17 protein-coding genes are annotated in these 20,437 nt (G+C 34.4%); 6 read left to right on the top strand and 11 right to left on the bottom strand.

Features of this window, described 5'->3' with window-relative positions:
- Positions 1-3: 3 nt before the first annotated feature.
- Positions 4-579: a nicotinate (nicotinamide) nucleotide adenylyltransferase gene (nadD, locus tag P2086_RS01830; RefSeq protein ID WP_317898723.1), complete on the bottom strand. Its 576-nt coding sequence runs from the start codon at positions 577-579 to the stop codon at positions 4-6.
- A gap of 57 nt (positions 580-636) precedes the next feature.
- On the opposite strand from nadD, the gene P2086_RS01835 reads away from it, so the two are divergent.
- Complete coding sequence (locus P2086_RS01835; protein WP_317898724.1) at positions 637-1,701, top strand: chorismate-binding protein; 1,065 nt, start codon at positions 637-639, stop codon at positions 1,699-1,701.
- On the opposite strand, the gene P2086_RS01840 is transcribed toward P2086_RS01835, so the two are convergent.
- The 3 genes from P2086_RS01840 to pepT are packed head-to-tail and all read right to left on the bottom strand — an operon-like array spanning position 1,698 to position 3,695.
- Positions 1,698-2,039 carry an MmcQ/YjbR family DNA-binding protein gene (locus P2086_RS01840; RefSeq protein WP_317898725.1) on the bottom strand — a complete coding sequence of 114 codons (342 nt, stop codon included), beginning with the start codon at positions 2,037-2,039 and terminating at the stop codon, positions 1,698-1,700. The two genes, P2086_RS01835 and P2086_RS01840, sit on opposite strands and share 4 nt — an antisense overlap.
- 8 nt (positions 2,040-2,047) lie before the next feature.
- Entirely contained in the window at positions 2,048-2,431 is a 384-nt protein-coding gene (locus P2086_RS01845; protein WP_317898726.1) for a DUF1398 family protein, read from the bottom strand.
- A 16-nt stretch (positions 2,432-2,447) separates the two neighbouring features.
- A complete protein-coding gene (gene pepT, locus P2086_RS01850; protein WP_317898727.1) occupies positions 2,448-3,695 on the bottom strand; it encodes a peptidase T in 1,248 nt (415 codons plus the stop codon).
- Between the two features lie 425 nt (positions 3,696-4,120).
- Between pepT and P2086_RS01855 the strand changes: the two genes are divergently transcribed.
- From P2086_RS01855 to P2086_RS01865, 3 genes are all read left to right on the top strand, one after another.
- A complete protein-coding gene (locus P2086_RS01855; RefSeq protein WP_317898728.1) occupies positions 4,121-4,690 on the top strand; it encodes a hypothetical protein in 570 nt (189 codons plus the stop codon).
- The gene (locus P2086_RS01860) at positions 4,687-5,373 is read left to right on the top strand and encodes an ATP-binding cassette domain-containing protein (RefSeq protein WP_317898729.1); all 687 of its coding nucleotides are present in this window, start codon (positions 4,687-4,689) and stop codon (positions 5,371-5,373) included. Before P2086_RS01855 ends, P2086_RS01860 begins: the two co-directional genes overlap by 4 nt.
- 299 nt (positions 5,374-5,672) lie before the next feature.
- Positions 5,673-6,062, top strand: coding sequence for a helix-turn-helix domain-containing protein (locus P2086_RS01865; RefSeq protein WP_317898730.1), 390 nt, complete (start codon positions 5,673-5,675; stop codon positions 6,060-6,062).
- 36 nt (positions 6,063-6,098) lie between these two features.
- Here the strand turns inward: P2086_RS01865 and clpX are convergent, their stop codons facing one another.
- From clpX to P2086_RS01890, 5 genes are all read right to left on the bottom strand, one after another.
- Positions 6,099-7,343, bottom strand: coding sequence for an ATP-dependent Clp protease ATP-binding subunit ClpX (clpX, locus tag P2086_RS01870; RefSeq protein WP_317898731.1), 1,245 nt, complete (start codon positions 7,341-7,343; stop codon positions 6,099-6,101).
- Between the two features lie 177 nt (positions 7,344-7,520).
- Positions 7,521-10,703 carry a two-component regulator propeller domain-containing protein gene (locus P2086_RS01875; protein ID WP_317898732.1) on the bottom strand — a complete coding sequence of 1,061 codons (3,183 nt, stop codon included), beginning with the start codon at positions 10,701-10,703 and terminating at the stop codon, positions 7,521-7,523.
- Positions 10,704-10,727: 24 nt separating this feature from the next.
- Positions 10,728-13,070 carry a caspase family protein gene (locus P2086_RS01880; RefSeq protein WP_317898733.1) on the bottom strand — a complete coding sequence of 781 codons (2,343 nt, stop codon included), beginning with the start codon at positions 13,068-13,070 and terminating at the stop codon, positions 10,728-10,730.
- 571 nt (positions 13,071-13,641) lie between these two features.
- The gene (locus P2086_RS01885) at positions 13,642-16,008 is read right to left on the bottom strand and encodes a TonB-dependent receptor (RefSeq protein WP_317898734.1); all 2,367 of its coding nucleotides are present in this window, start codon (positions 16,006-16,008) and stop codon (positions 13,642-13,644) included.
- An 18-nt stretch (positions 16,009-16,026) separates the two neighbouring features.
- Complete coding sequence (locus tag P2086_RS01890; protein ID WP_317898735.1) at positions 16,027-16,725, bottom strand: SDR family oxidoreductase; 699 nt, start codon at positions 16,723-16,725, stop codon at positions 16,027-16,029.
- A gap of 72 nt (positions 16,726-16,797) precedes the next feature.
- Between P2086_RS01890 and P2086_RS01895 the strand changes: the two genes are divergently transcribed.
- Positions 16,798-17,367 carry a hypothetical protein gene (locus P2086_RS01895; RefSeq protein ID WP_317898736.1) on the top strand — a complete coding sequence of 190 codons (570 nt, stop codon included), beginning with the start codon at positions 16,798-16,800 and terminating at the stop codon, positions 17,365-17,367.
- A gap of 16 nt (positions 17,368-17,383) precedes the next feature.
- Here P2086_RS01895 and gap read toward each other — a convergent pair whose 3' ends face one another.
- Both gap and P2086_RS01905 read right to left on the bottom strand, forming a co-directional pair.
- Positions 17,384-18,370: a type I glyceraldehyde-3-phosphate dehydrogenase gene (gene gap / locus P2086_RS01900; RefSeq protein WP_317898737.1), complete on the bottom strand. Its 987-nt coding sequence runs from the start codon at positions 18,368-18,370 to the stop codon at positions 17,384-17,386.
- 162 nt (positions 18,371-18,532) lie between these two features.
- A complete protein-coding gene (locus tag P2086_RS01905; RefSeq protein WP_317898738.1) occupies positions 18,533-19,426 on the bottom strand; it encodes a hypothetical protein in 894 nt (297 codons plus the stop codon).
- Positions 19,427-19,615: 189 nt separating this feature from the next.
- On the opposite strand from P2086_RS01905, the gene P2086_RS01910 reads away from it, so the two are divergent.
- Positions 19,616-20,434 (top strand): LiaF transmembrane domain-containing protein, encoded by an 819-nt coding sequence (locus P2086_RS01910; protein ID WP_317898739.1) that lies wholly within the window; start codon positions 19,616-19,618, stop codon positions 20,432-20,434.
- Positions 20,435-20,437 lie beyond the last annotated feature (3 nt).

A 20,437-nucleotide genomic window follows, 5' to 3' on the forward strand; every position in this document is an offset into this window, starting at 1 on the left:
AATTTACTTTCTATAAAAATTCATTGTATCAATTTCTTCCCACACTTTGGTGGGAAGAAAAAAACGAATATCCTTTTTATCTTTGATGGCCTGACGAATAAAGGTCGCCGATATATCCATCATCGGTGCTTGTGTTAAATGTATATGTGGGTGTTCATCAAATTGAGTTGTTGCGCAATTCGGACGTGGGTAAACATAAATATGAAACCCTTTTAAAATCTCTTCATAGTTTTTCCACTTATGAAATGATTGTAAATTATCCTGACCCATAATAAGACTAAAGGTATGTTCTGGATATTTTTCTTTTATGTGAACAAGGGTATTAATGGTATAAGAAGGTTGTGTTAATCCAAATTCAATATTCGAACTCCGCATGTTGGGATGATCGTCAATCGCAGCATTCACCAGCATGAGGCGTTGATTTTGATCCAATAACTGACTTTTGGTTTTTAATGGGTTTTGCGGACTTACTACCAACCAAACCTTTTCCATGTCGGTAAAACTCAGCATATAGTTGGCGAGCGCCATGTGTCCTATATGAACTGGATTAAAAGAACCAAAGAATAAACCAATATGCATGGTTCAAAATTACTAGTTATTTCTTTTTAATCTTACTTTTACTAATTATTCTACACAATGAGTTTTGAACCATTTAAAAACTGCTTCTTCGAACCTGCCACAAAAGATACACCTGGTTTGCTATATCTTTTATCCGACGATCCAGTCGAATACACTATTAATTCGTTTGTTATAATTCCGTATACCAATTCCACTTCAAAAATCGATCCCTGCTTTTACAGGCTTGAAGGTGTTATCCGCACAGACGTAAGCCCGCTCATGCAATACACCGATGTGGAATACCCAATTAGAATGAAAAGCAGGACTCCAAAAGAAGAGTACATAAAAAATATTCATAAGCTTAAAGAAGAAATTCAAAATGGAAATATTTATGAAATAAATTATTGCATAGAATTCTACGCCGAAAATATTCTTATTGATCCCTTGAATATTTTTTTAAAACTCAATGAGTTAGCCAAGGCTCCTTATTCACAACTAATAAAACTTGGTGACGAGTACATAATCTGTGCCAGTCCAGAATTATTCCTTGCAAAAAAGGGAAATACAGTTTACACCAAACCAATTAAAGGGACAATAAAACGTGGAAAAAATAAAGAAGAAGATCTTGAATTAAAAAACGAATTACAGAACAATCTTAAAGAACGAACTGAAAATGTAATGGCTGTTGATGTTGCTAGAAATGATCTTTCAATGTTCGCCAAAAAGGGAAGTGTAAGCGTAAATAAATTATATAACATCGAAACATTTGAAACCGTGCATCAAATGGTAAGCACCGTGAGTTGTGAAGCAAAAGAAAACACTTCCTTTAAAAAAATAATTGATTCCACTTTCCCTATGGCAAGTATGACTGGTGCCCCAAAACATAAAGCCATGGAATTAATTAATAGCCACGAAGATTTTGAAAGAAATTATTATTCAGGCACAATGGGCACAATTGATGAAAAAGGAGACTTGACCTTGTCTGTAATTATTAGAAGCATTTTTTACAATCAAAAAACAAAAAAAATTTCAATTGCCGTGGGTGGTGCCATTACTTACTTAAGCGATCCAGAAAAAGAATACCAGGAATGTTTATTAAAAGCTAGTGCATTATTGAAAGTTTTGAATGCTGAAATCAACTAATCGCGCTTATACTTTGCCGATAACTCTTTTGGTGCAATTTCACAATAAGCGCAGGTAAGAGCATCTTTAAAAAGATCGGTTCTTACTTTTTTTAATTCTACGAAAGTCCAACCTTGTTTGCCCCATTTATTTGGAACCGGATAAATAATATTTGAATCAAATGCACAAAAAACCGATTGATCGATTAAAGATAACTTTAAGCAAGCTCTATTATTTTTTAGATCAAATGTGGCAAATATCTTTTTGCGAATTCTAAAAGATGGTTTTTCAAAATGTGGTATCTCTTCTGCCTCTTCAAATGAAAGAGCCAGTTTTCTATATGCCGCTATACTTATCATTAAATCCTTTAGAAAGGGATTAACTCTTCATAACTACCACCAGAACCAATATAAGTCACCCGTTTTTGATTTCCGTTCAGTGTCGCTTCATAAAACCGAACACCCGCTTTCGCGATCTCATTCATAAACTCAGGGTAGGTACTTTTTCCCTGCTGTGTGGTTTTTACCGCTTGAACCGTTAGTTCTTTATTGAACTCTGCTTCTACAACTCTTTGAGCTAACTCAGAAGAATGCAAGGAACTTTTTCCTCCTTCTAAACGATAAAGTGTTATACCCGTTGCAACATCTACTGTATAAGACTGTATTCCCAGCCTTATAAGTGCATGAACCAAATCAGGATACGTTTTACTTACCTGATAAATTGCCTTAATTTTATTTTGTAATTCATCCATGGTCTATTAATTTAAATTAACTTTTCTCTTCCCAAATACTTACAAGATTTACAATGGTCTCAACCGCTTTCTGCATATCCTGAGAACTTACCCATTCTTGTTTACTATGAATAGCATGTTGTGCTGCAAAAATATTCGCACAAGGTAATCCCATAAATGAAAACCTTGAGCCATCAGTACCTCCGCGAATACTATCTAATTTCGGAGTTAAACCTGAGCGTGTAATGGCCTCCAATGCATGGCCAATTATTTCAGGATTTTTGTCCAAAACATCTTTCATGTTCCTGTACTGCTCAGTTACAATGAACTCGTACGAGGATTTATCATAATGCGACAATACTTCTACTGTAATCATTCTTAGCTCATCTTCCAATGCTAAAAGTGTTGGTGTATCAAAAGCACGAATAATAAATTTAATTTCGGCTTCTTCCAATGCTCCAGTAATTCCTGTTGGATGAATAAAAGGTTGTTTTTTCTCAGTGGTCTCAGGAGTTTTCTCTACCGGAATTTTGTTGATGATTTGAGCCGCAATTTTAATAGCATGTTGCATTTTGTCTTTGGCATATCCTGGATGGGTAGAAAACCCTTTGATTTTTATGCTCACACCGTCTGCACTGAAAGTTTCATTTTCAAGAGTTCCAACAGGGCCTCCATCCAAGGTGTATCCAAAATCAGCACCTAGTTTTTTAATATTTGCTTTATCTGCTCCACGTCCTATTTCTTCATCAGGAGTAAATAAAATTCTCACCTTACCATGTTTCACTTCTGGATGCGTCATTAAAAAATGGGCTGCGTCCATAATTTCAGCAACACCGGCCTTATCATCTGAACCTAACAGTGTAGTACCGTCGGTAGTAATCACATCGTTGCCAATTTGATTTTTTAAGTCAGGATGTTCAGATACTTTTATTACTTGAGAAGTGTCGCCTGGTAATACAAGGTCTTGTCCTTTATAATTTTTATGAATGATTGGTTTTACGTTAGTTCCTGAACAATCGGGTGCAGTATCTACATGCGAACAAAAACAAATTACGGGAACTTTTTTAGTGGTATTGCTTTCAATGGTTCCGTAAACATATCCATGTTCATCTAACTCAGCATCTTTAATACCCATTTCTTTTAGTTCTTCAACCAGAAGTCTTGAAAGATTTTTTTGTTTTTCAGTACTCGGACAAGTTGGAGATTCTGCATTAGATTGTGTGTCTATTTTAGCGTAACGCACAAAACGATCGGTTACTGTGAAATTGTACTTGTTAAGGCTCATAATTTTTATTTTGAAGAATAAAAGTAGGAAAAATCTGCTTTTAACAATCATTAAATAACAGTCTTTGGCAGAATTTACTTCCTTTGACAGTGCAATTATTAAAGCTTCGTTATTTTCAAATTAAACGTGATTTAAGCTATTGGTTTATCATCATTGCTTTAGTCGTGTTTTACATTTCCAAAAACGTTTCTGAGTTTTCGTTAAATTACCTGCTAGTTCTCTGCGGTGGATTTTTGTTTTTTCTTCTCAATTATCATCTCAACAGAAAGGATCTTAATTTTTTGAATAAATATTTTAGCGCACCAAAATTCAATCTTTGGTTGAATTATAATTTACTAACACTTCCTTTGTCAATTAGTATTTTGTTTACACAGCCGTATTACTTTGCCATAACTCTGCACTTGTGTGTTTCACTAATTCCTTTTATGGCAGCAAAACCTTCCTTACCGAAACTTATTTTTATGAAGCAGTTTGTCCCAACATCTCAGTTTGAGTGGATAGCAGGTTTAAGAAGTAGTTTCTATTTATTAATGCCACTTTTTATTCTCGTTTTATTTTTTAGTCCAGTTAAATTTTTTGGGCCTGTTACTTTGTTTTTAGTAAACTCTCTTTTTTTAGGATTTTATAGATACTTCGAGCCACTGGTGATGCTAAATCCAGAAGGATTAGAGCCGCAAGAATTTCTGGATCGAAAAAATAAATTTTTAATTAAAATGATTTTAGTGCTCAATGTCCCCCCTCTAATAATTAATTCTTTTTTTAATTTAGATGTGGCTTGGTTTAACATTTGCTTTTTAATTGGTTTTACTTTACTGGCTTTGTGCACCATTTATATGAAGTATTCAGATTATAAGCCCAACGAAGAACAACCCTTTCACATGGATTCATTAATCGTGTTTGCTGCCGTACTCATTCCGTTTTTTCTGCCTATTTCTTATTTTCTTAATCGTTCTTACAAGAAAAAAGCGTTACTAAATCTTACAAACTACGCATGATCACAACTAAAATAGTATCATTCAAATATAAAGAATCCGTTGTTTTAGAAAATATCGATTTAAGTTTTGAATCGGGTAAAACTCATGGTATTGTTGGCTTAAATGGAGCCGGAAAAACGACCTATTTTAATTTGATGGCCGGCTTTATAAAAGATGAAGGCTGTTCGTTTACCAGAGATGGTAAATTAATACAACGCAAAGACATCGCCTTCATTGATACTGATCTCTTTTTTTATCCAAAACTTACTGCAAAAGAATTTTTAAGTGTTTTCCCAAATACTAACACCACTTACCACGAAGAAAAACTCGCCGATTTATTTAAGTTGCCATTAAATGGTTTTATGGAAGAATTTTCTACAGGCATGAAGAAAAAACTGTTGTTACAAAGTCAGATCAAACAAAACAAGGAAATATACATTCTCGACGAACCTTTTAATGGCCTAGACTTGGAAACAAATAAAATTTTGGAAGTAATTATTGCAATCTTAAACGAAAGAGGAAAAACCGTTTTTATTTCTTCACACATTCTTGAACCACTATTAGAAATATGTTCTCAAATTCATTACTTAAAAAACAAAACAGTTTTTAAATCCTACAAAAAACATGAATTCAATTTAATAGAAGAGGAGCTGTTTGGTAACTACGCCCGCGAAATGAAAAATAAACTTTTAAAAATAATTTGATAAGTAATAAACATTTAATGGCTTCTTATTCTACTCCAAATGACCCTTTTGATCGATTTCCAGTGTTTGTTTTCCTCAGTTATTTTAGTCGCTAAAAGCCTATAACAGTGTTCTTCTTGTTTCCATATGTTCATGGAAGAGCTTCCCGTTTTCAGTTTTTGTAATACTAAATATGCGTTGTCTTGACTAAGCATGTAAATTCAATCGTTAGAGAATAAAATTTTTCAAACTTAGGGTTTGCTTATAGTCCTAATAAGACAAATTAAAGCTTAATAAGATTAGTGAAATATTCGATTATTATGAATTTTCACTGTGTGAATAAGGACATTGGTAAAAAGATTAAAAAAATTAGGGAAAGTAAGAATATGAATACCAAAAATTTAGCAGATGCTGTTGGTATTTTAGACACTTCACTTTCGAAAATTGAAAGAATAGGTACAAATAATGTTGAAACTTTAAAAAAAATTGCTGAAGCACTTGATGTGCGGGTAAGTGACTTTTTTGAAGAAAATAGTTACGTTTTTGAACCAGAAATAAAAATGGATCACGTAACTAAAGACGACCTCGCTAAATCAAACCGTGAAATAATCAAAATTTTAAGGTCTGAAATTAATCAACTTCGGGAAGAGCTTTCTTTAAAAAAAGATTCCTATAAACCTAAAGCGGAAACGCGGAAAAAGAAATCCTAAACAGATTCTCTTCGCTTTTTAAAAAAAACGCTTTTATTAAGCTACCTTTAACTGACTTAACCTTGCGTTTTTCAACTTTTCTAAAGCATAATCTAAAGTTAAAGTGAACTGCTTAACGGGTTTTTCCTCGCTTGGTAACGAATACATGATGTCTGTCATTATAGCTTCGCAAATGCCCCGCAAACCTCTCGCTCCCAATTTAAATTCAATTGCTTTATCAACAATTAAATTTAAAACCTCCTCGTCAATTTCCAGTTTAGTGCCTTCCATTTTAAACAATTGTTTATATTGTTTCATAAGAGCATTTTTAGGGTCAGTTAAGATCTGACGCAAAGCATCTCTATCTAAAGGTTTTAAATAAGTTAATACAGGTAAACGACCAATTAATTCAGGAATTAATCCGAATGACTTTAAATCCTGTGGAGAAATATATTGCAGCAAGTTGCCTTTATCCAACTCAACCGCATCTGTAACTGCCGAATAGCCCACAGCTGTAGTGTTTAAACGTTTGGCGATTTTCTTTTCAATACCATCAAAGGCACCGCCACAGATAAACAAAATGTTTTTTGTGTTAACAGCAATCATTTTTGCATCGGGATGCTTTCTTCCTCCTTGAGGTGGAACATTTACTACCGTGCCTTCTAAAAGTTTTAGCATGGCTTGTTGAACCCCTTCGCCGCTTACGTCTCTCGTAATTGAGGGATTATCGCTTTTACGTGCAATCTTATCTACCTCATCAATAAATACAATTCCTTTTTCGGCAGCCGCAACGTCATAATCAGCAGCTTGTAACAAACGCGTTAAAATACTCTCAACATCTTCGCCCACATAGCCCGCCTCAGTTAACACAGTTGCATCTGCAATACAAAATGGCACATTTAACATAGTGGCAATGCTGCGCGCCAAAAGTGTTTTACCTGTACCTGTTTCTCCAACCAAAATTAAATTAGATTTATCTATCTCAACCTCTTCCTTATTGTTTTTTGCAACATGCGCAATTCGCTTAAAATGATTATATACAGCAACACTCAATACTTTTTTAGCATCATCTTGTCCAATCACGTACTCATCCAACTTCTCTTTAATTGTTTTAGGCTTAAGTAAATTAATGGCGTGTTGAACTTGTTGTTTTTGCTCACCAACAGATTCCTCTTTAATAATGCCATAAGCCTGAGTAACGCAATTGTCACAAACGTGGCCATTTATCCCGGCTATTAAAATTTTTGATTCTTTTTTATCACGCCCACAAAGTGAGCAACGTATTGCTGTATCTTTTGCCATTTTACTAGGGTACAAAGATAATAAAAATGAAGGATTTATAGGCTCTAAAAGCCATTTTCTTCATTTATAAAGGTTAAGAGTCGATTTTATAGACACAACTCTTTTCTAAGGTGCCACAAATCTATTTTACGTAATTAGAAGCAACTATTCCTTAATATTTAATGGATTGTTAATTGATTAGTTATAGCGAGTGCCAATAACTAAAATATCATCTACTTGTTCATGTGTGCCACGCCAATTTTCAATGGATATATTAAGCAACTCTCTTTGCTCAGCCATTCCCAAGTGTTGTGAATTAACGAGCAAATGTTTTAAAGCACTTGATTTAAATTTTTTACCTGCAGGTCCGCCAAACTGATCTGAATATCCGTCAGAAAATATGTAAATAGTATCTCCCTTTTCAAGCGGAATTTCGTGATTGGTAAACTTATTGTTTTCACCAGATTTCGAATTACCTATAGGAAATTTATTGGCTTTTATTTCGATTAACTCTTTATTTCTGATTATCCATAAAGGATTATATGCACCAGCATATTCAAGCACTCCCTTCTTCTTATCGAAGGAACAAATCGCAATGTCCATTCCGTCACGCACGGTATTATCCTCTAAATCTGTTTGTCGTAAGGTATCGGATATACTTTTGTTTAATTCGTCCAGTATTCTCGCGGGTTGCGTTATTTTTTGCTCACCAACAACTCTGTCTAATAAATTATGCCCAACAATCGACATAAAAGCACCCGGAACACCATGGCCCGTACAATCAACGGCTGCAAAGATAACTGTGTCTTTTTTATCTTCCATCCAATAAAAATCTCCACTTACTATGTCCTTCGGTTTAAAAAGAACAAACGTGTTAGGTAAATGCTTTTTCACGAAATCATCCGGTGGCAAAATAGCATCTTGAATACGTTTGGCGTAACGAATACTTGCAGTAATATCCTTATTTATTTCATCCAATTCTTTGTTTTTTTCTACAACTTCAGCGGTGCGTTCGTTTACTTTATCTTCCAGTATTTTCTTTTCATCGCGTAATTTTCGTTCTCTTATTTTAATATAAGCAAACAAAGCACTTACTATTATAGAAAACATAATTAAATAAAACCACCAGGTTTTCCAGTATGGTGGACTAATATTTATTTTAATATCTATAGATTCACTACAAACTCCTCTACTATTGCAAGATCTTAGATGAAAAACATATTCATTATCTGTAAGGTTTGAATATACTTGGGAAGTTTCTGTGACTGTCTTCCAATCCCCATCGTAACCATCAAGTTTAATTTTATATTTCACTCCTTCCGGGTTTGAAAGCGAAATACCTACGAATTCAAAATTTAGAGAATTTTCTTCGTAAGATAATTCAACTTTATCTGAGAGGGGGTACTCTTTAAGATTAACTTTAAATGAAAGCATTTTTGTGAGGGGTGGTGGTGGAAGCTTTTCATCAAGTTTTGGACTATACTTAAATGCTCCATTTACAGTACCAAACCAAAGATTATTTTCATTATCACTATAAAATGATCTCGACTTTGTTTCTACACCCGTAAAACCATCACCGCTCAAGTAAGAGGAGAATGTAGCTTTTTCAAGGCTAAATTTATTGAGTCCTTTATTTGTTCCTAACCAAACATTATTGTTTTTATCTGCGGTAACAAGTGTAATAAAATCAGATTCGAGTCCATCTTTTACTTTATAATTCGTAAAAGACTTTCCATCATAAACAAAAGCACCACCACCTTCAGTTCCAACCCAAATTCTATGCTTAGCGTCTTCTGTTATTGAAGAAATACTTGTGTTATTGAGACCGTTTTCACGATTATATTTTCTAATCTCTTTACCATTGTAAACGCTTATTCCCTTTTGTTTTGTTCCAATCCAAATATTTCCTTTTGTGTCTTCAAAAAGACATGAAATGTCATTGTCACTTAATCCGTCTATTGTACGTAATGTTTTAATAGCACCAGTAGCGAGATCATAGTATACAATTCCTTCATAGGTTCCAATCCATAAACGATTTCTACTATCAATCAAAAGAGAACTTACTAAAGTATTTACAATATCGTTTAGAGCTGGGATTTGTTGTAAATGTCCTTGCTGTGAATCATACTTAATAACCTTACCACCCCACATACCAATCCACAGATTTCCATATTTATCAGCCACTATTGCACGAATATTATTGTTCGGCAATCCTTCTGCCATAGTTATATTTTTACAAGCCTTGTCATGGGTCTCTTTAGGATTATATAATGTTAAACCTTCGTTGGTACCAAACCAATAATTTCCATTTCGATCCTGGCTTATTGCCCAGACCTGATTATCACGCATTCCGTTTCGTTTAGAAATCGAGACAAATTTTTCACCAGAAAATACCTGTAACCCTTCGCCAGAAGTGCCCAAAAGAATATTTCCATCTTTATCTTCAAAAATATTTTTTATTTTATTGGTCGCTAAGCCGTTGTTTGAATTAAAAGCTGTAACTTTCTTTGTCTTTTCATTATATCTGTACACGCCCCTATTCGCAACTGTTACCCAGATATTATTCTCCCTATCTTCAAGAATTGTATAAACATAGTTTGGCCCTCCACCAAATATATCATTAGCAATTTCCTGAGGACTAAAAAGGAGTTCGAATTTATTTTTAGCTACGTCATATTTCGATACACTTCCAGCAAGAGTTCCAACCAAAAAATTATTGTTGTGATCCAGTGTTAACGCTGAAATTTGCCCGATTGGCATATTTTCAGGTCTGAAAAAATCAAATTGACGCGTACTTCTGTCCATTATTTTTATGCCCACATCGGTGAGAAACCAGAGGTTTCCTTTAGTATCTTGCGATGTAGAAATAACGTATTGGCTTAAGCCCTGACGGCCTGAATAAACTTTAATTGCCAGCTGTTCCTTTAAATCTCTTGACGGATCTAAAATTTTGATAACACCTGCAGAAAACGTTGAAATCCACAAACTACCCGTTTTATCCTGAAAAAAACCATATATTTTTTTATCTTTGGGAAGCAATTTTGATTTTATTTCAGTAAAGGTTTTACCGTCATATTTGGTAAGCATTCCATTTTCGTGACCCAACCAAATGTGATTATTTTTATCTAAAAAAATAGCGCTGACATTATTATCCGCTAGGCCGTCTTCTTTAGTATAATTAATGAAATTTTTTCCGTCGAATCTTGAAACGCCGCCATCTGTTGCCAACCAATAAAACCCAGCACTATCCTGAATAATACCCGAAACGTTAGATTGCGCCAACCCATCTTTTACCCCAAAATTGGAGAAATGATAGGATTGCGCATTAAATAAAAGTGGTAATAAAAGTAGAAAGAATTGTATAATGTTTCTGAAATACATACAAGATTATACAATCAAAGCTAATTATTTTTTGATAAAGAAATAAGTTCCACCTTCATCTTCAAGATCTTTAATTTTTCCGAATTTTGGAGCTTGATTTCCAGCTTGAGAAACAGAATAAGTTACCTTTTTCACGATTTTCTCAATCGGTAAACATGGTTCAACATTATTGTTGAGGGCGCTCACAAATGTTTTAGTGAACTGTGAGTTATCTGAAGCGAGTTCATAACCAGCTGAAGTAAATACTTGAGAAGATTTAGCTTTTGTTAGTTCGAAATTATCACAACGTTTTTCATCATCACCACCACGCATTGCCATTAAAAAAGTTGCTCCTGATTCGCAAGCGTCAGTAATTACAAGTGTATGAACTAACTTCCCTGCATACGACTGCATAGCCGCCTTTAAGTTATTAATACCAAAATAGCTAAACTCATCGTCAGTTTTTCCATCAGCAGGTACCCAGTATCCAGTAGGACTCACATACTTACCATGTCCAGCATACCAAATCAATAAGGAGTTAATGTTATTATTCTTTACATAGTCCCTTAACTCAATGGAAAAGAACTTCTCCATTTCAATCTTAGTCATGTTTTGCTTAAAAACGGTTTTAGTTATTTTGTAATTAGCTAAAGCTGTTCTCATCGCAGTTACGTCCTTCGCTGGACCTTCAAGGCTAGGAAAATTTGTGTATTTACTGTTTTCGATAAAAACAACCCAAGTATTGCCCATCGGATTGTCAACACCAGCGGTTGAAGCAGTGCGGTTAAGCGCATAAACTTGAATGTTTTCATTACCATAAATATCTTTAACAGTAATTGAAATTTTTGCTTTTTCAGCAATTTTTATTTGAGTAGAAAATTCCGGGTTAAGATTACTTGGGTTAAAAGAAGCACTTATTCCATCGATGATAATTGATTCAATCAAACTGGCATCCTTTATTTTACCTTGCAAATAAATCTCCTGGTTATTGTTTTCAATAAAGATTTCATTTTCAAAAGTAGCAATTGGAGTTTCAATAGCTATAATTGGCTTGTCGCTTTCTGTTTTTTCAATTTTAAACTGAGTCGTTTGAGTATTGTTATATACATCTGTAGCGCTCACTGTAATTTCATTTAATTTAACCAGATCTGTAATATTTAAAGTAAAAACAGGGTTCAATGAATCCATTGAAAATACAGCAGTTCCTGAGTTAACATCAATATTTTTAATTAAGCTGGCATCCTTTACAATACCTTTAAGAGTGATTTCGTTTTTATCAGATGCTATTTTAATGACGTTTTTGTCAGCTTTCATGGAAGTAAGCTCAATCTCAGGCTTAGTGGATTCTTTATTCAACTCAAAAATCTTCTTTTTCGCCTGTTTCACAATGCCGTCAATCTTTTCATCGCCTGTTGCAAGGGAAGCTACTCTATTGTAGTCGGATAATGCCGCTTTAAAGTTCTGAATCAATTCGCTTGCGTAAGCCCTATTTAAATAAGCTACAACGTTTTTATCATCCAGTCTAATAATTTGAGAATAATCATTGATTGAATTGTGATGTTGACCAAGAACTGCATAAAACGAAGCTCTTTGCATAAATGCTTCGGTAGTTGGTTTGGTTAAAATAACCTTAGTGATTTCATTTATGGCATTTTGGTAATCCTTTTTAGCCGCGTGTACTAAACTTTTTGTAAAAAACACATCTGGATTATTAGGATCCTTAGTCAAAGCTTCATTACAAACCTTCATAGCATCGTCAGTCTTGTTTAACTCAATTTGAGTTAAAGCAAGAGCAACGTAAGCAGGAATAAATTTGGCGTCTACCTGTTTTGAACTTCTATAGAATTTCTCAGCTTCAATGTTATTCTTTAAGCTATCAAGCATTACAGCATGATTGTACAAACTCAAAGCGGTTTTTTTGTTAGCAAGAGCCATTTCGGTTACCTTCATACCGTAATTGTAATCTCTCAATTCAAATAAAACCTTAACTTCCAAAGCCAATGCGTCTACGTAATGTTTATCGCGTTCGATTGCTTTACGCAACATATCATCAGCTTCTTTATTTTTCTTAAGTTCTGCAAATAAGCGGCCAGACTCATAATAGTATTTTTTTTCCTTCGGGTTAAAAACAGAAGCTTTGTTGTAATCTTCAATCGCTTCAGATTTAAAATTTATTTTTTCGTAACATACAGCCCTTGATATGTAAGCCTTTTCTAACTTTGGCTCCATTTCTAATGCTTTTGAATAGTTTTCTATTGCGCCTTCATAATTCTTTGCTTTTTCAAACTTCACAGCAGCGCTCATATATTTTTTTGGAGATTGAGCTAAAACAAATGACGGAATTAGCGCTAATATTCCCACGATTAATAAACTTCTGAATATTGACATGATATTGGATTTTAATGTTTGACTGAACGAAGATAACAATTTTTTTAAACAGAAGTCCGTAATAAGTCACTATTTTGAGGAAGCACTCCAATTTGTTAAAATTCTTGTTAATTAAATGGTTTTAGATGTTAATAACTCGAAACCGCGCTGGAAAATGACTCTTTTTTGCTTATTTTCTCACTACTATATCACCTCAATATCATACTTTCCGAGCCAACTAATGAAATAATGGGGTTAGGGTTCAGTATGATGTTGTTATTTGCGACGGAAAATGACTTTTTCAACAGACAGATTCATCCAAGCTATTCTTAAGTTAAAAGAAAACTCTGTTTTATGAAACTGATCACAGAAATAGAAACTTAGCCGGTGATAAATTTAACCGTATTTAGACACTAGAAGCCTTTGAAAAAGATGAACTGGCTGTCTTAATGCGGGAAATCCCGATATAGTGTTTGCAAGGATTTCTTAATGAAAGAATGGCTTGAAATACCCACAAACACTTAATCGCAGACCGTTCTTCTTTTGAACTGTTTAGGGTTTGATGAACACCATACGTTGATAAAGAGTTTTGTCAAAACAAAATTCGGTACTGCGGAATAACAAAAAACTTTAACTGATAGTTTGTATTAATTGTTTTGTTGGTTAGGTCGTAGGTCTGCTGAAAAACGTTTAAATTTCTTGTCACATTTTGTAAATCGATTGTGAATTCGTGTGTTACTTTTTTAGCATTGTAACGGTATCCTGGCTTAACATCCATTCTGAAATAAGGGGAGTATTGTTGTTGAAAGGCTTGAGACACATCGCGTACCTCTGCATTTGCAGCAATACTTGCATTCAGATCAATTGGTGTGTAACGTTTACCACCTGCATAAGTGGCTCTGATATCAATACTAAAGACATGCTTTTGTTTAATCCTAAATTCTTTTCCGCCCAATAGATTAAAAACATAATTGCCATTAAACGCCGTATTTCTTATCACACCATCACTTGCCAAATATTTACTTTCGAAGAAACTGCTTGTCCACAAAAAATAAAACCCTTTACTATAAAATTTTTCAAGTGTTATTTCTAAACCATAGTTAAAGCCGGTTCCCTTGCTAACTAGATTACTCACATTCGGACTATTAAAATCAGCACCAAGATTAAGAACTGAAAAATAGTTAGGATAATTTTTTACAGGGGCATTATAAATATATTGGTAATACACTTCTGTTTTTAAACGAAAATTAGCCGAAAAGTTGTTGTCGTAAGCTAGCACTGCATGGGCGGCTCTGGTGAAATCAAGATTTTTATTTGTTTCTACACGATTATTTCTTGCTGTGTCAGTAGCAAAATAAATATAGGTTGGTTGAAGCTGACTATGCAATCCGGCTCCAAAACTAAATGCTTGTTTTTGATTTAACGCATATTTTAAACCAACACGTGGCTCTATGGCGTTAGAATTATTCAGTAAAAAAACCTGATCGCTGATTCCTAGATTGATTAAAAATTTATCGCTGAATTTATGTTGCCATTGCAAAAACGCTCTTAGTACTGCTGTTGTACCACTGTAGTTTCGCAAAGTTATAAATGTGTTATCGCCAAATAAATAATCATTACTATCTACAAAAACAGTCTTATAAACTTCACTATAAATCCCTAGATTAATAAAATTACGTGAGTTAAATTTCTTGTTATAGGTTGTATTTAAAGAGTATCTGACATTTTGTGTTGTTTGTCGATACTCAGGTTTAAGGTTTTTGGGCGTTTTAAAAGACGAATCAATTCTATCAGCAAGAATAATATTTTGACTTCCACTTATTCCAATATTTGTTTTTAAGTACGCGCTCTTCTTAAATAAAATTATGTGCGAGATCCCACTTGCCCCGACATTCGATCGGAAATAAGTATCGCGCGCACTGTATCCATACAAGTCCTGCCCTTCTTTTTTATCACTTTCTAAAAGCGCAACGTAACTGAGTCCTCCAATACCCCAAAAAGAAATTTTACCGAATTTTTTTGTAGCAAAATCTGCCTTAAATGTGATATCTTGATATTGAGGTACAGCGGCACCTGCTCCGAAATCAATGTTAAGCGCTTTAAAAACGGCTAATGTTGAGTAACGATAGTTAACTATGAAAGTAGAATTTTTACTTTTACTAAAAGGCCCCTCTGCACCAAGCTCAAAACCGTTAAACCCTACTTGCCCAACAAACTCATGCTTTTCATTATTACCCTGTCTCATTTTAAGATCAAATACTCCAGAAGTAGCATTGCCATAGTCTGCAACAAAGGCTCCGGTCATAAAATCAGAACTACCTAATGTATTATTGTTTAATATGCTAATAGGTCCACCGGTAGAACCTGTATTCCCAAAATGATTCGGGTTGGGGATATCAATACCATTTAGTCGCCATAAAATACCCAAGGGTGAATTCCCTCGTATAATTATATCGTTTCGTGAATCATTTGCACCGCTAACTCCAGCATAATTAGCAGCCATTCGAGCTGGATCGTTGCGACTTCCAGCATAACGTCCCGCTTCCTCTGCACTAAACACGCGTGCACTAACGGTACTCATCTTGTTGTTTGTTTCTGTTTTATCCTGAATTGCTGTTATTATCACTTCCTCACCCTGCAAAACACTTTCTTCAAGCTCTACAATTAAAACTGATTCTTTTCCTGAATTTAATTCAACTGTGACGTAATTTTCTTTATAACTTATTGCTTGAACTTTTATTTGCCATCTTCCAATAGGAACATTCTGTATTTTAAATTCTCCCTTTTCATCCGTGCTAGCTCCAAGGATTGGATTAGAATTTATAAGGAATACAGCAACTCCTGGTAACGTTGCTTGACTTTGCTTGTCAATAATAGTTCCACGGATGGTTTGCGTGATGATTTGGGAAAAGCTGTTTAAACAAAAAAACGAAAAGAATAGTATAAAGTATTTTTTCATGTTTTGTAAAGACTAATATTAAGGCGTAGTGGAAGAAACTGGAATGATTTTCCCATTAAAATACAGATGACCAGTTAAAGCAAAATTACAAATAAACTCTGCCATCTGAGAAGCCTTAAGTGGTGCTTTGTAACCAGGAAAAGCCTTTGCAAGCATTTCAGTTTGAACAGCTCCTAAAGCCAGACAATTTACAGCTATGTTTTTTGTTTTAAATTCTTCTGCAAGGCATTCCGTTAAACCAACTAATGCGGCCTTGCTGCTTGAATAGGCGCTTAATCCCGGAAATTTCGAACTTCCTTGAAACCCGCCTATGCTACTGATATTTATTATGTGTGGGCGTTTTCTAGTGTTCATTAAAGGTAAAAGAGCTTGAATTAATGTGAAAGGAGCAAAAACATTCGTAGCATAAACACTTTGCAATTCTTTTTCATTTATTTTTTCAAAGGGTTTGTTTACAATAGTTCCGGCATTATTTACTAGAACATCAATTTTTAAATTAAGCGTTTTGATTGTTTTAACGATTTTTTTTTGGTCCACAATCTTGCTAATATCTGCCTTAATCGGTAATACTGAGTGCGTGTTTTTATCTCGCACCATCTTATTTAAAGAATCAATGTTTCTCGATATGGCAATAACCAGATGGCTTGGATCTTTAGAAAACAATTTCACCATCTCAAAACCTATACCCTTTGAAGCCCCTGTTACAACTATTAGCATTTTTTAGTAAATTTACTTGGCTAAGATACTTGATATTTTTCTGCTAAGAACGAAATTTGCATAAATCTGTAAATGAAATTGATTCGAATCATAATTCTTATTGTTGTTTGCTCTGGTTTCTCTCAGGCGCAGGTGGATAGTGTTTACTATGGTTCTCAGGAACCGATCAAGAAGGCAAAAGAAAAAAATGATGCGTGGAAAGAGAAACTTCTTTGGGGTGGAAATCTTCAAGCATGGATTGGAAACCCAACTTTTATTCTTTTAACTCCGACTATTGGATTTACACCCTTTGAGAAATTTGATATAGGCATTGGCGGTATTTACAATTACACAAGTTACAGATCATCCTACGGAAGTTATTCTCAGTCCATTTTCGGCGGACACTCTTATGTGCGATACACTATTGGCGAAAGCTATTTTGTGCAAGTGCAATATGATAAACTTTTACAGCCAGATCTTTTTTCTTTAGAGCCCAATAAAAAAATCTGGATTGATTACATATTTGTTGGTGGTGGATTCTGCCAAGCAATTAGCGACAAGTTAGCCTTAAGTACTTCCATTATGTATAATGTGAATCATAATTTCCTTTCCATCTACCCAAGCAGATTAATCATTCAATTTGGAATCACAGGAAGATTCTAAAAAAATTTGTCCTTTTTTATTTTCCTATGCGTTTAACAAGATCTACCAATCGATTACTATAACCCCATTCGTTATCATACCAACCAATAATTTTCACAAGGTTGCCTACAACGCTCGTGAATTCCGAATCATATAAAACACTGTGAGAGTTTCCAATTACATCTACACTAACAATTGGATCTTCAGTGTATTGCAAAATACCTTTCAAATCCTTTTCAGAAGCTATTTTAAACGCTTTGTTAATTTCTTCAATGCTAGGCGTATTTTTTAAGACGCAGGTAATATCCGTTAAAGAACCGTCAGGAACTGGCACACGCATTCCACAACCTCCTATTTTTCCTTCAAGATGCGGGAAAATTTTAGTAATTGCTTTTGCTGCTCCTGTAGAAGTAGGTATAATACTCATAGCTGCTGCTCTCGCTCTTCTCAGATCTTTGTGTGGCGCATCATGAATACGTTGATCACTAGTATAAGAATGAACCGTTGTAATGTACGCTTGCTCTATCCCAAACTGTTCAAGAACTTTTAACATGGGTGCTGCGCAATTGGTTGTGCAACTCGCGTTCGAAATAATTACATCGTCCTTACTCAAAACCGATTCGTTAACTCCCAGCACAATTGTTTTTATCGTATCGTCCTTTGGCGGTGCGGAAAGAATAACTTTTTTTGCTCCGGCTTTTAAATGTCCCTTTGCACTTTCTGAATCTAAAAAATGCCCAGTGCTTTCAATAACGATGTCAATCCCTAATTCTTTCCATGGTAAATCTTCTGGACTTTTATGTGAAACAACTCTAATTCGTTTACCATTTACAATTAAAGTGTTTCCGTCTGTTTTTATTTCTCCCGGAAATGCTCTATGAACAGAATCGTATTTTAAAAGGTGGGCTAATGTTGTTGTATCTGTGATGTCGTTTATAGCAACGATCTCTATTTCAGGAATATTAATGCAGTTTCGCAAAAAAACTCTTCCAATTCTACCAAAACCATTAATTGCTATTTTCATAAGTAGACGCGCTTGTTAAATTAATAATTACTAAAGCTAAAGGAATACAAATTTAGTTTAGTTTTTCGATTCTTAATCTGCTTACGAAACCAAAAGGATTAGTTAATTTAAAATTAGCAAAATTTGTGAAGCCACTCTGCACTTAGCTTTGAAGTATCTGGGCTAGGAATGTTTATAAGGCCTTTTTATATTAGTGTTTAAATCATAAATAAACCATTCCTTTTTTTGGCGTAACAAAATTTCATCGTGCTCGTAAATCATAATCTCATCAGCATGAACAGTTGTTTCTTCCTTCGTATTCATGTTATAAAGAATATAGTACTCTTTTGGTTCATATATTTTATGAATGAGGAAATGTTTGGTTGCTATATCTATGTGCCTATGCGTTCCAATTACCTTTTTTCCATGATAATCAAAAACCTCATCGTCTGCGTTATTTCTAACACCCGCGCTACAGGCAACAATTAGAGAATCATTCGTGTTAATTTTAATTATTGAGTAATTGTGTGGGATAAGCTCTTCTTCCCTTTCATTCGTAATTCCAGCCAATACAATATCGCCCTCATTTTTAAAAGAAGTAAAATAAAACTTCTTTTCTGGGCTAAAACTAATATCATGATAGCCTTTAAATGTCAATTGCTGGAAACTCTTATAGACAATGAATTTTTTTCCTTTCCAGGTAACCATAAAGTAAGGATCGTTATTTAGGTATTGTTTGAGAATACTCTTACTGTATGAAAAAATACTCGAAGTGTCGTTAAGTTGATTACGAATAATAAGTCGCTCGTTTTTTTTACTCAAATAATTACAGGCAAAAGAAGTTGTAGTTACTTTGATAAATTTATTTGCCGACGCTGATTTAATTCGAAAACAGGCCATGCATATTTTTCCTGTTGAATCGAAATCAAAAATTGTATCGTAAATTGGTTGAATTATTACGGATTCGTTTTCCTTAACTCCCCATTTTATTCCCTCTCGAAAAGCCACAGTCTGTGCCAATAAACTGCCTGAAAAAACTGCAAAGACAGTAATAAGTATGGAAACACGTTTTTTCAAGTCGTTATGCGATAAAAGTAACTAAAATCGTTTTTTAATCATAGACATTTTAAAGATCTAATGCGAAATTTATTAAAAAAATATGCCGTTCCCCGACCTCAAAATACATTTCACCGCCTTTAAGATTCGATCTACCTAATGTGTATTGCAAAAGGAAAACAAGGAATATACCTTTACAAAAAAATTACAATGGAAGATCAAAATAAAAAGCCTCTAGAATCACTCATGGATGAGAATATGTGGCGCAAGGCTGAGAAGAGTCACCGTCGTGGTAAAATTATGGGGGGCTTATTAATAGTTGCAATTGGTTCACTTTTCTTAGCCAGAGAATTAGGCGTTGAAATACCATTTTGGGTATTTACTTGGAAAATGCTTTTAATCGGGTTGGGATTAATACTTGCCGTGAAGCACAAATTTTTACATCCTGGATGGATTTTACTTGTTGCTGTTGGGGGTGCCTTTTTAGTAACAGACATCTATCCTGAGATGCAAATAAAACCGATACTTTGGCCAAGCCTATTAATACTTCTAGGACTAATGATCATATTTAAACCTCGTAGAAAAAATTTTGGAAGATATCGTAGACACTGGAGAAACAAGCTCGGTCATCGCGAATTTCATAATTACTGTCAAAATTTTATGAATCAGGAAGAGCCAAACAAAGATGATTATATTGAGTCTACAGTAGTTATGGCCGGTGTAAAAAAAAACATCGTGACTAAAAACTTTAAAGGTGGTGAAGTCATAAATGTTTTTGGTGGGTCGGAACTTAACATGAGCCAAGCAGATTTTGAAGGCACTGTTAAACTTGAAATTACTCAGGTATTTGGTGGCACTAAGTTAATAGTACCTTCTAATTGGGAAATACGATCAGAGCAAACAGTGACTGTGTTTGGCAATGTAGAAGACAAAAGGGCTTTGCAAGCAAATAGTGGCAGTGAGCCGGAAAAGGTGCTTATCATCACCGGCACCACAGTTTTTGGAGGAATCGATATCAAAAGTTTTTAAAAT

Origin of the sequence: Aurantibacillus circumpalustris (assembly GCF_029625215.1) — a bacterium.
In the GTDB taxonomy this organism is placed as follows: domain Bacteria; phylum Bacteroidota; class Bacteroidia; order B-17B0; family Aurantibacillaceae; genus Aurantibacillus; species Aurantibacillus circumpalustris.

Excerpts from the sequence above, each read along its gene's own strand:
- P2086_RS01895 (WP_317898736.1), top strand. The coding sequence starts at position 16,798 with ATGAAATTGATTCGAATCATAATTCTTATTGTTGTTTGCTCTGGTTTC.
- P2086_RS01875 (WP_317898732.1), bottom strand. The coding sequence starts at position 10,703 with ATGTATTTCAGAAACATTATACAATTCTTTCTACTTTTATTACCACTT.
- gap (WP_317898737.1), bottom strand. The coding sequence starts at position 18,370 with ATGAAAATAGCAATTAATGGTTTTGGTAGAATTGGAAGAGTTTTTTTG.
- nadD (WP_317898723.1), bottom strand. The coding sequence starts at position 579 with ATGCATATTGGTTTATTCTTTGGTTCTTTTAATCCAGTTCATATAGGA.
- P2086_RS01885 (WP_317898734.1), bottom strand. The coding sequence starts at position 16,008 with ATGAAAAAATACTTTATACTATTCTTTTCGTTTTTTTGTTTAAACAGC.
- P2086_RS01845 (WP_317898726.1), bottom strand. The coding sequence starts at position 2,431 with ATGGATGAATTACAAAATAAAATTAAGGCAATTTATCAGGTAAGTAAA.
- P2086_RS01890 (WP_317898735.1), bottom strand. The coding sequence starts at position 16,725 with ATGCTAATAGTTGTAACAGGGGCTTCAAAGGGTATAGGTTTTGAGATG.
- P2086_RS01860 (WP_317898729.1), top strand. The coding sequence starts at position 4,687 with ATGATCACAACTAAAATAGTATCATTCAAATATAAAGAATCCGTTGTT.
- P2086_RS01840 (WP_317898725.1), bottom strand. The coding sequence starts at position 2,039 with ATGATAAGTATAGCGGCATATAGAAAACTGGCTCTTTCATTTGAAGAG.
- pepT (WP_317898727.1), bottom strand. The coding sequence starts at position 3,695 with ATGAGCCTTAACAAGTACAATTTCACAGTAACCGATCGTTTTGTGCGT.
- clpX (WP_317898731.1), bottom strand. The coding sequence starts at position 7,343 with ATGGCAAAAGATACAGCAATACGTTGCTCACTTTGTGGGCGTGATAAA.
- P2086_RS01910 (WP_317898739.1), top strand. The coding sequence starts at position 19,616 with ATGGAAGATCAAAATAAAAAGCCTCTAGAATCACTCATGGATGAGAAT.
- P2086_RS01835 (WP_317898724.1), top strand. The coding sequence starts at position 637 with ATGAGTTTTGAACCATTTAAAAACTGCTTCTTCGAACCTGCCACAAAA.
- P2086_RS01855 (WP_317898728.1), top strand. The coding sequence starts at position 4,121 with ATGGCAGCAAAACCTTCCTTACCGAAACTTATTTTTATGAAGCAGTTT.
- P2086_RS01865 (WP_317898730.1), top strand. The coding sequence starts at position 5,673 with ATGAATTTTCACTGTGTGAATAAGGACATTGGTAAAAAGATTAAAAAA.
- P2086_RS01880 (WP_317898733.1), bottom strand. The coding sequence starts at position 13,070 with ATGTCAATATTCAGAAGTTTATTAATCGTGGGAATATTAGCGCTAATT.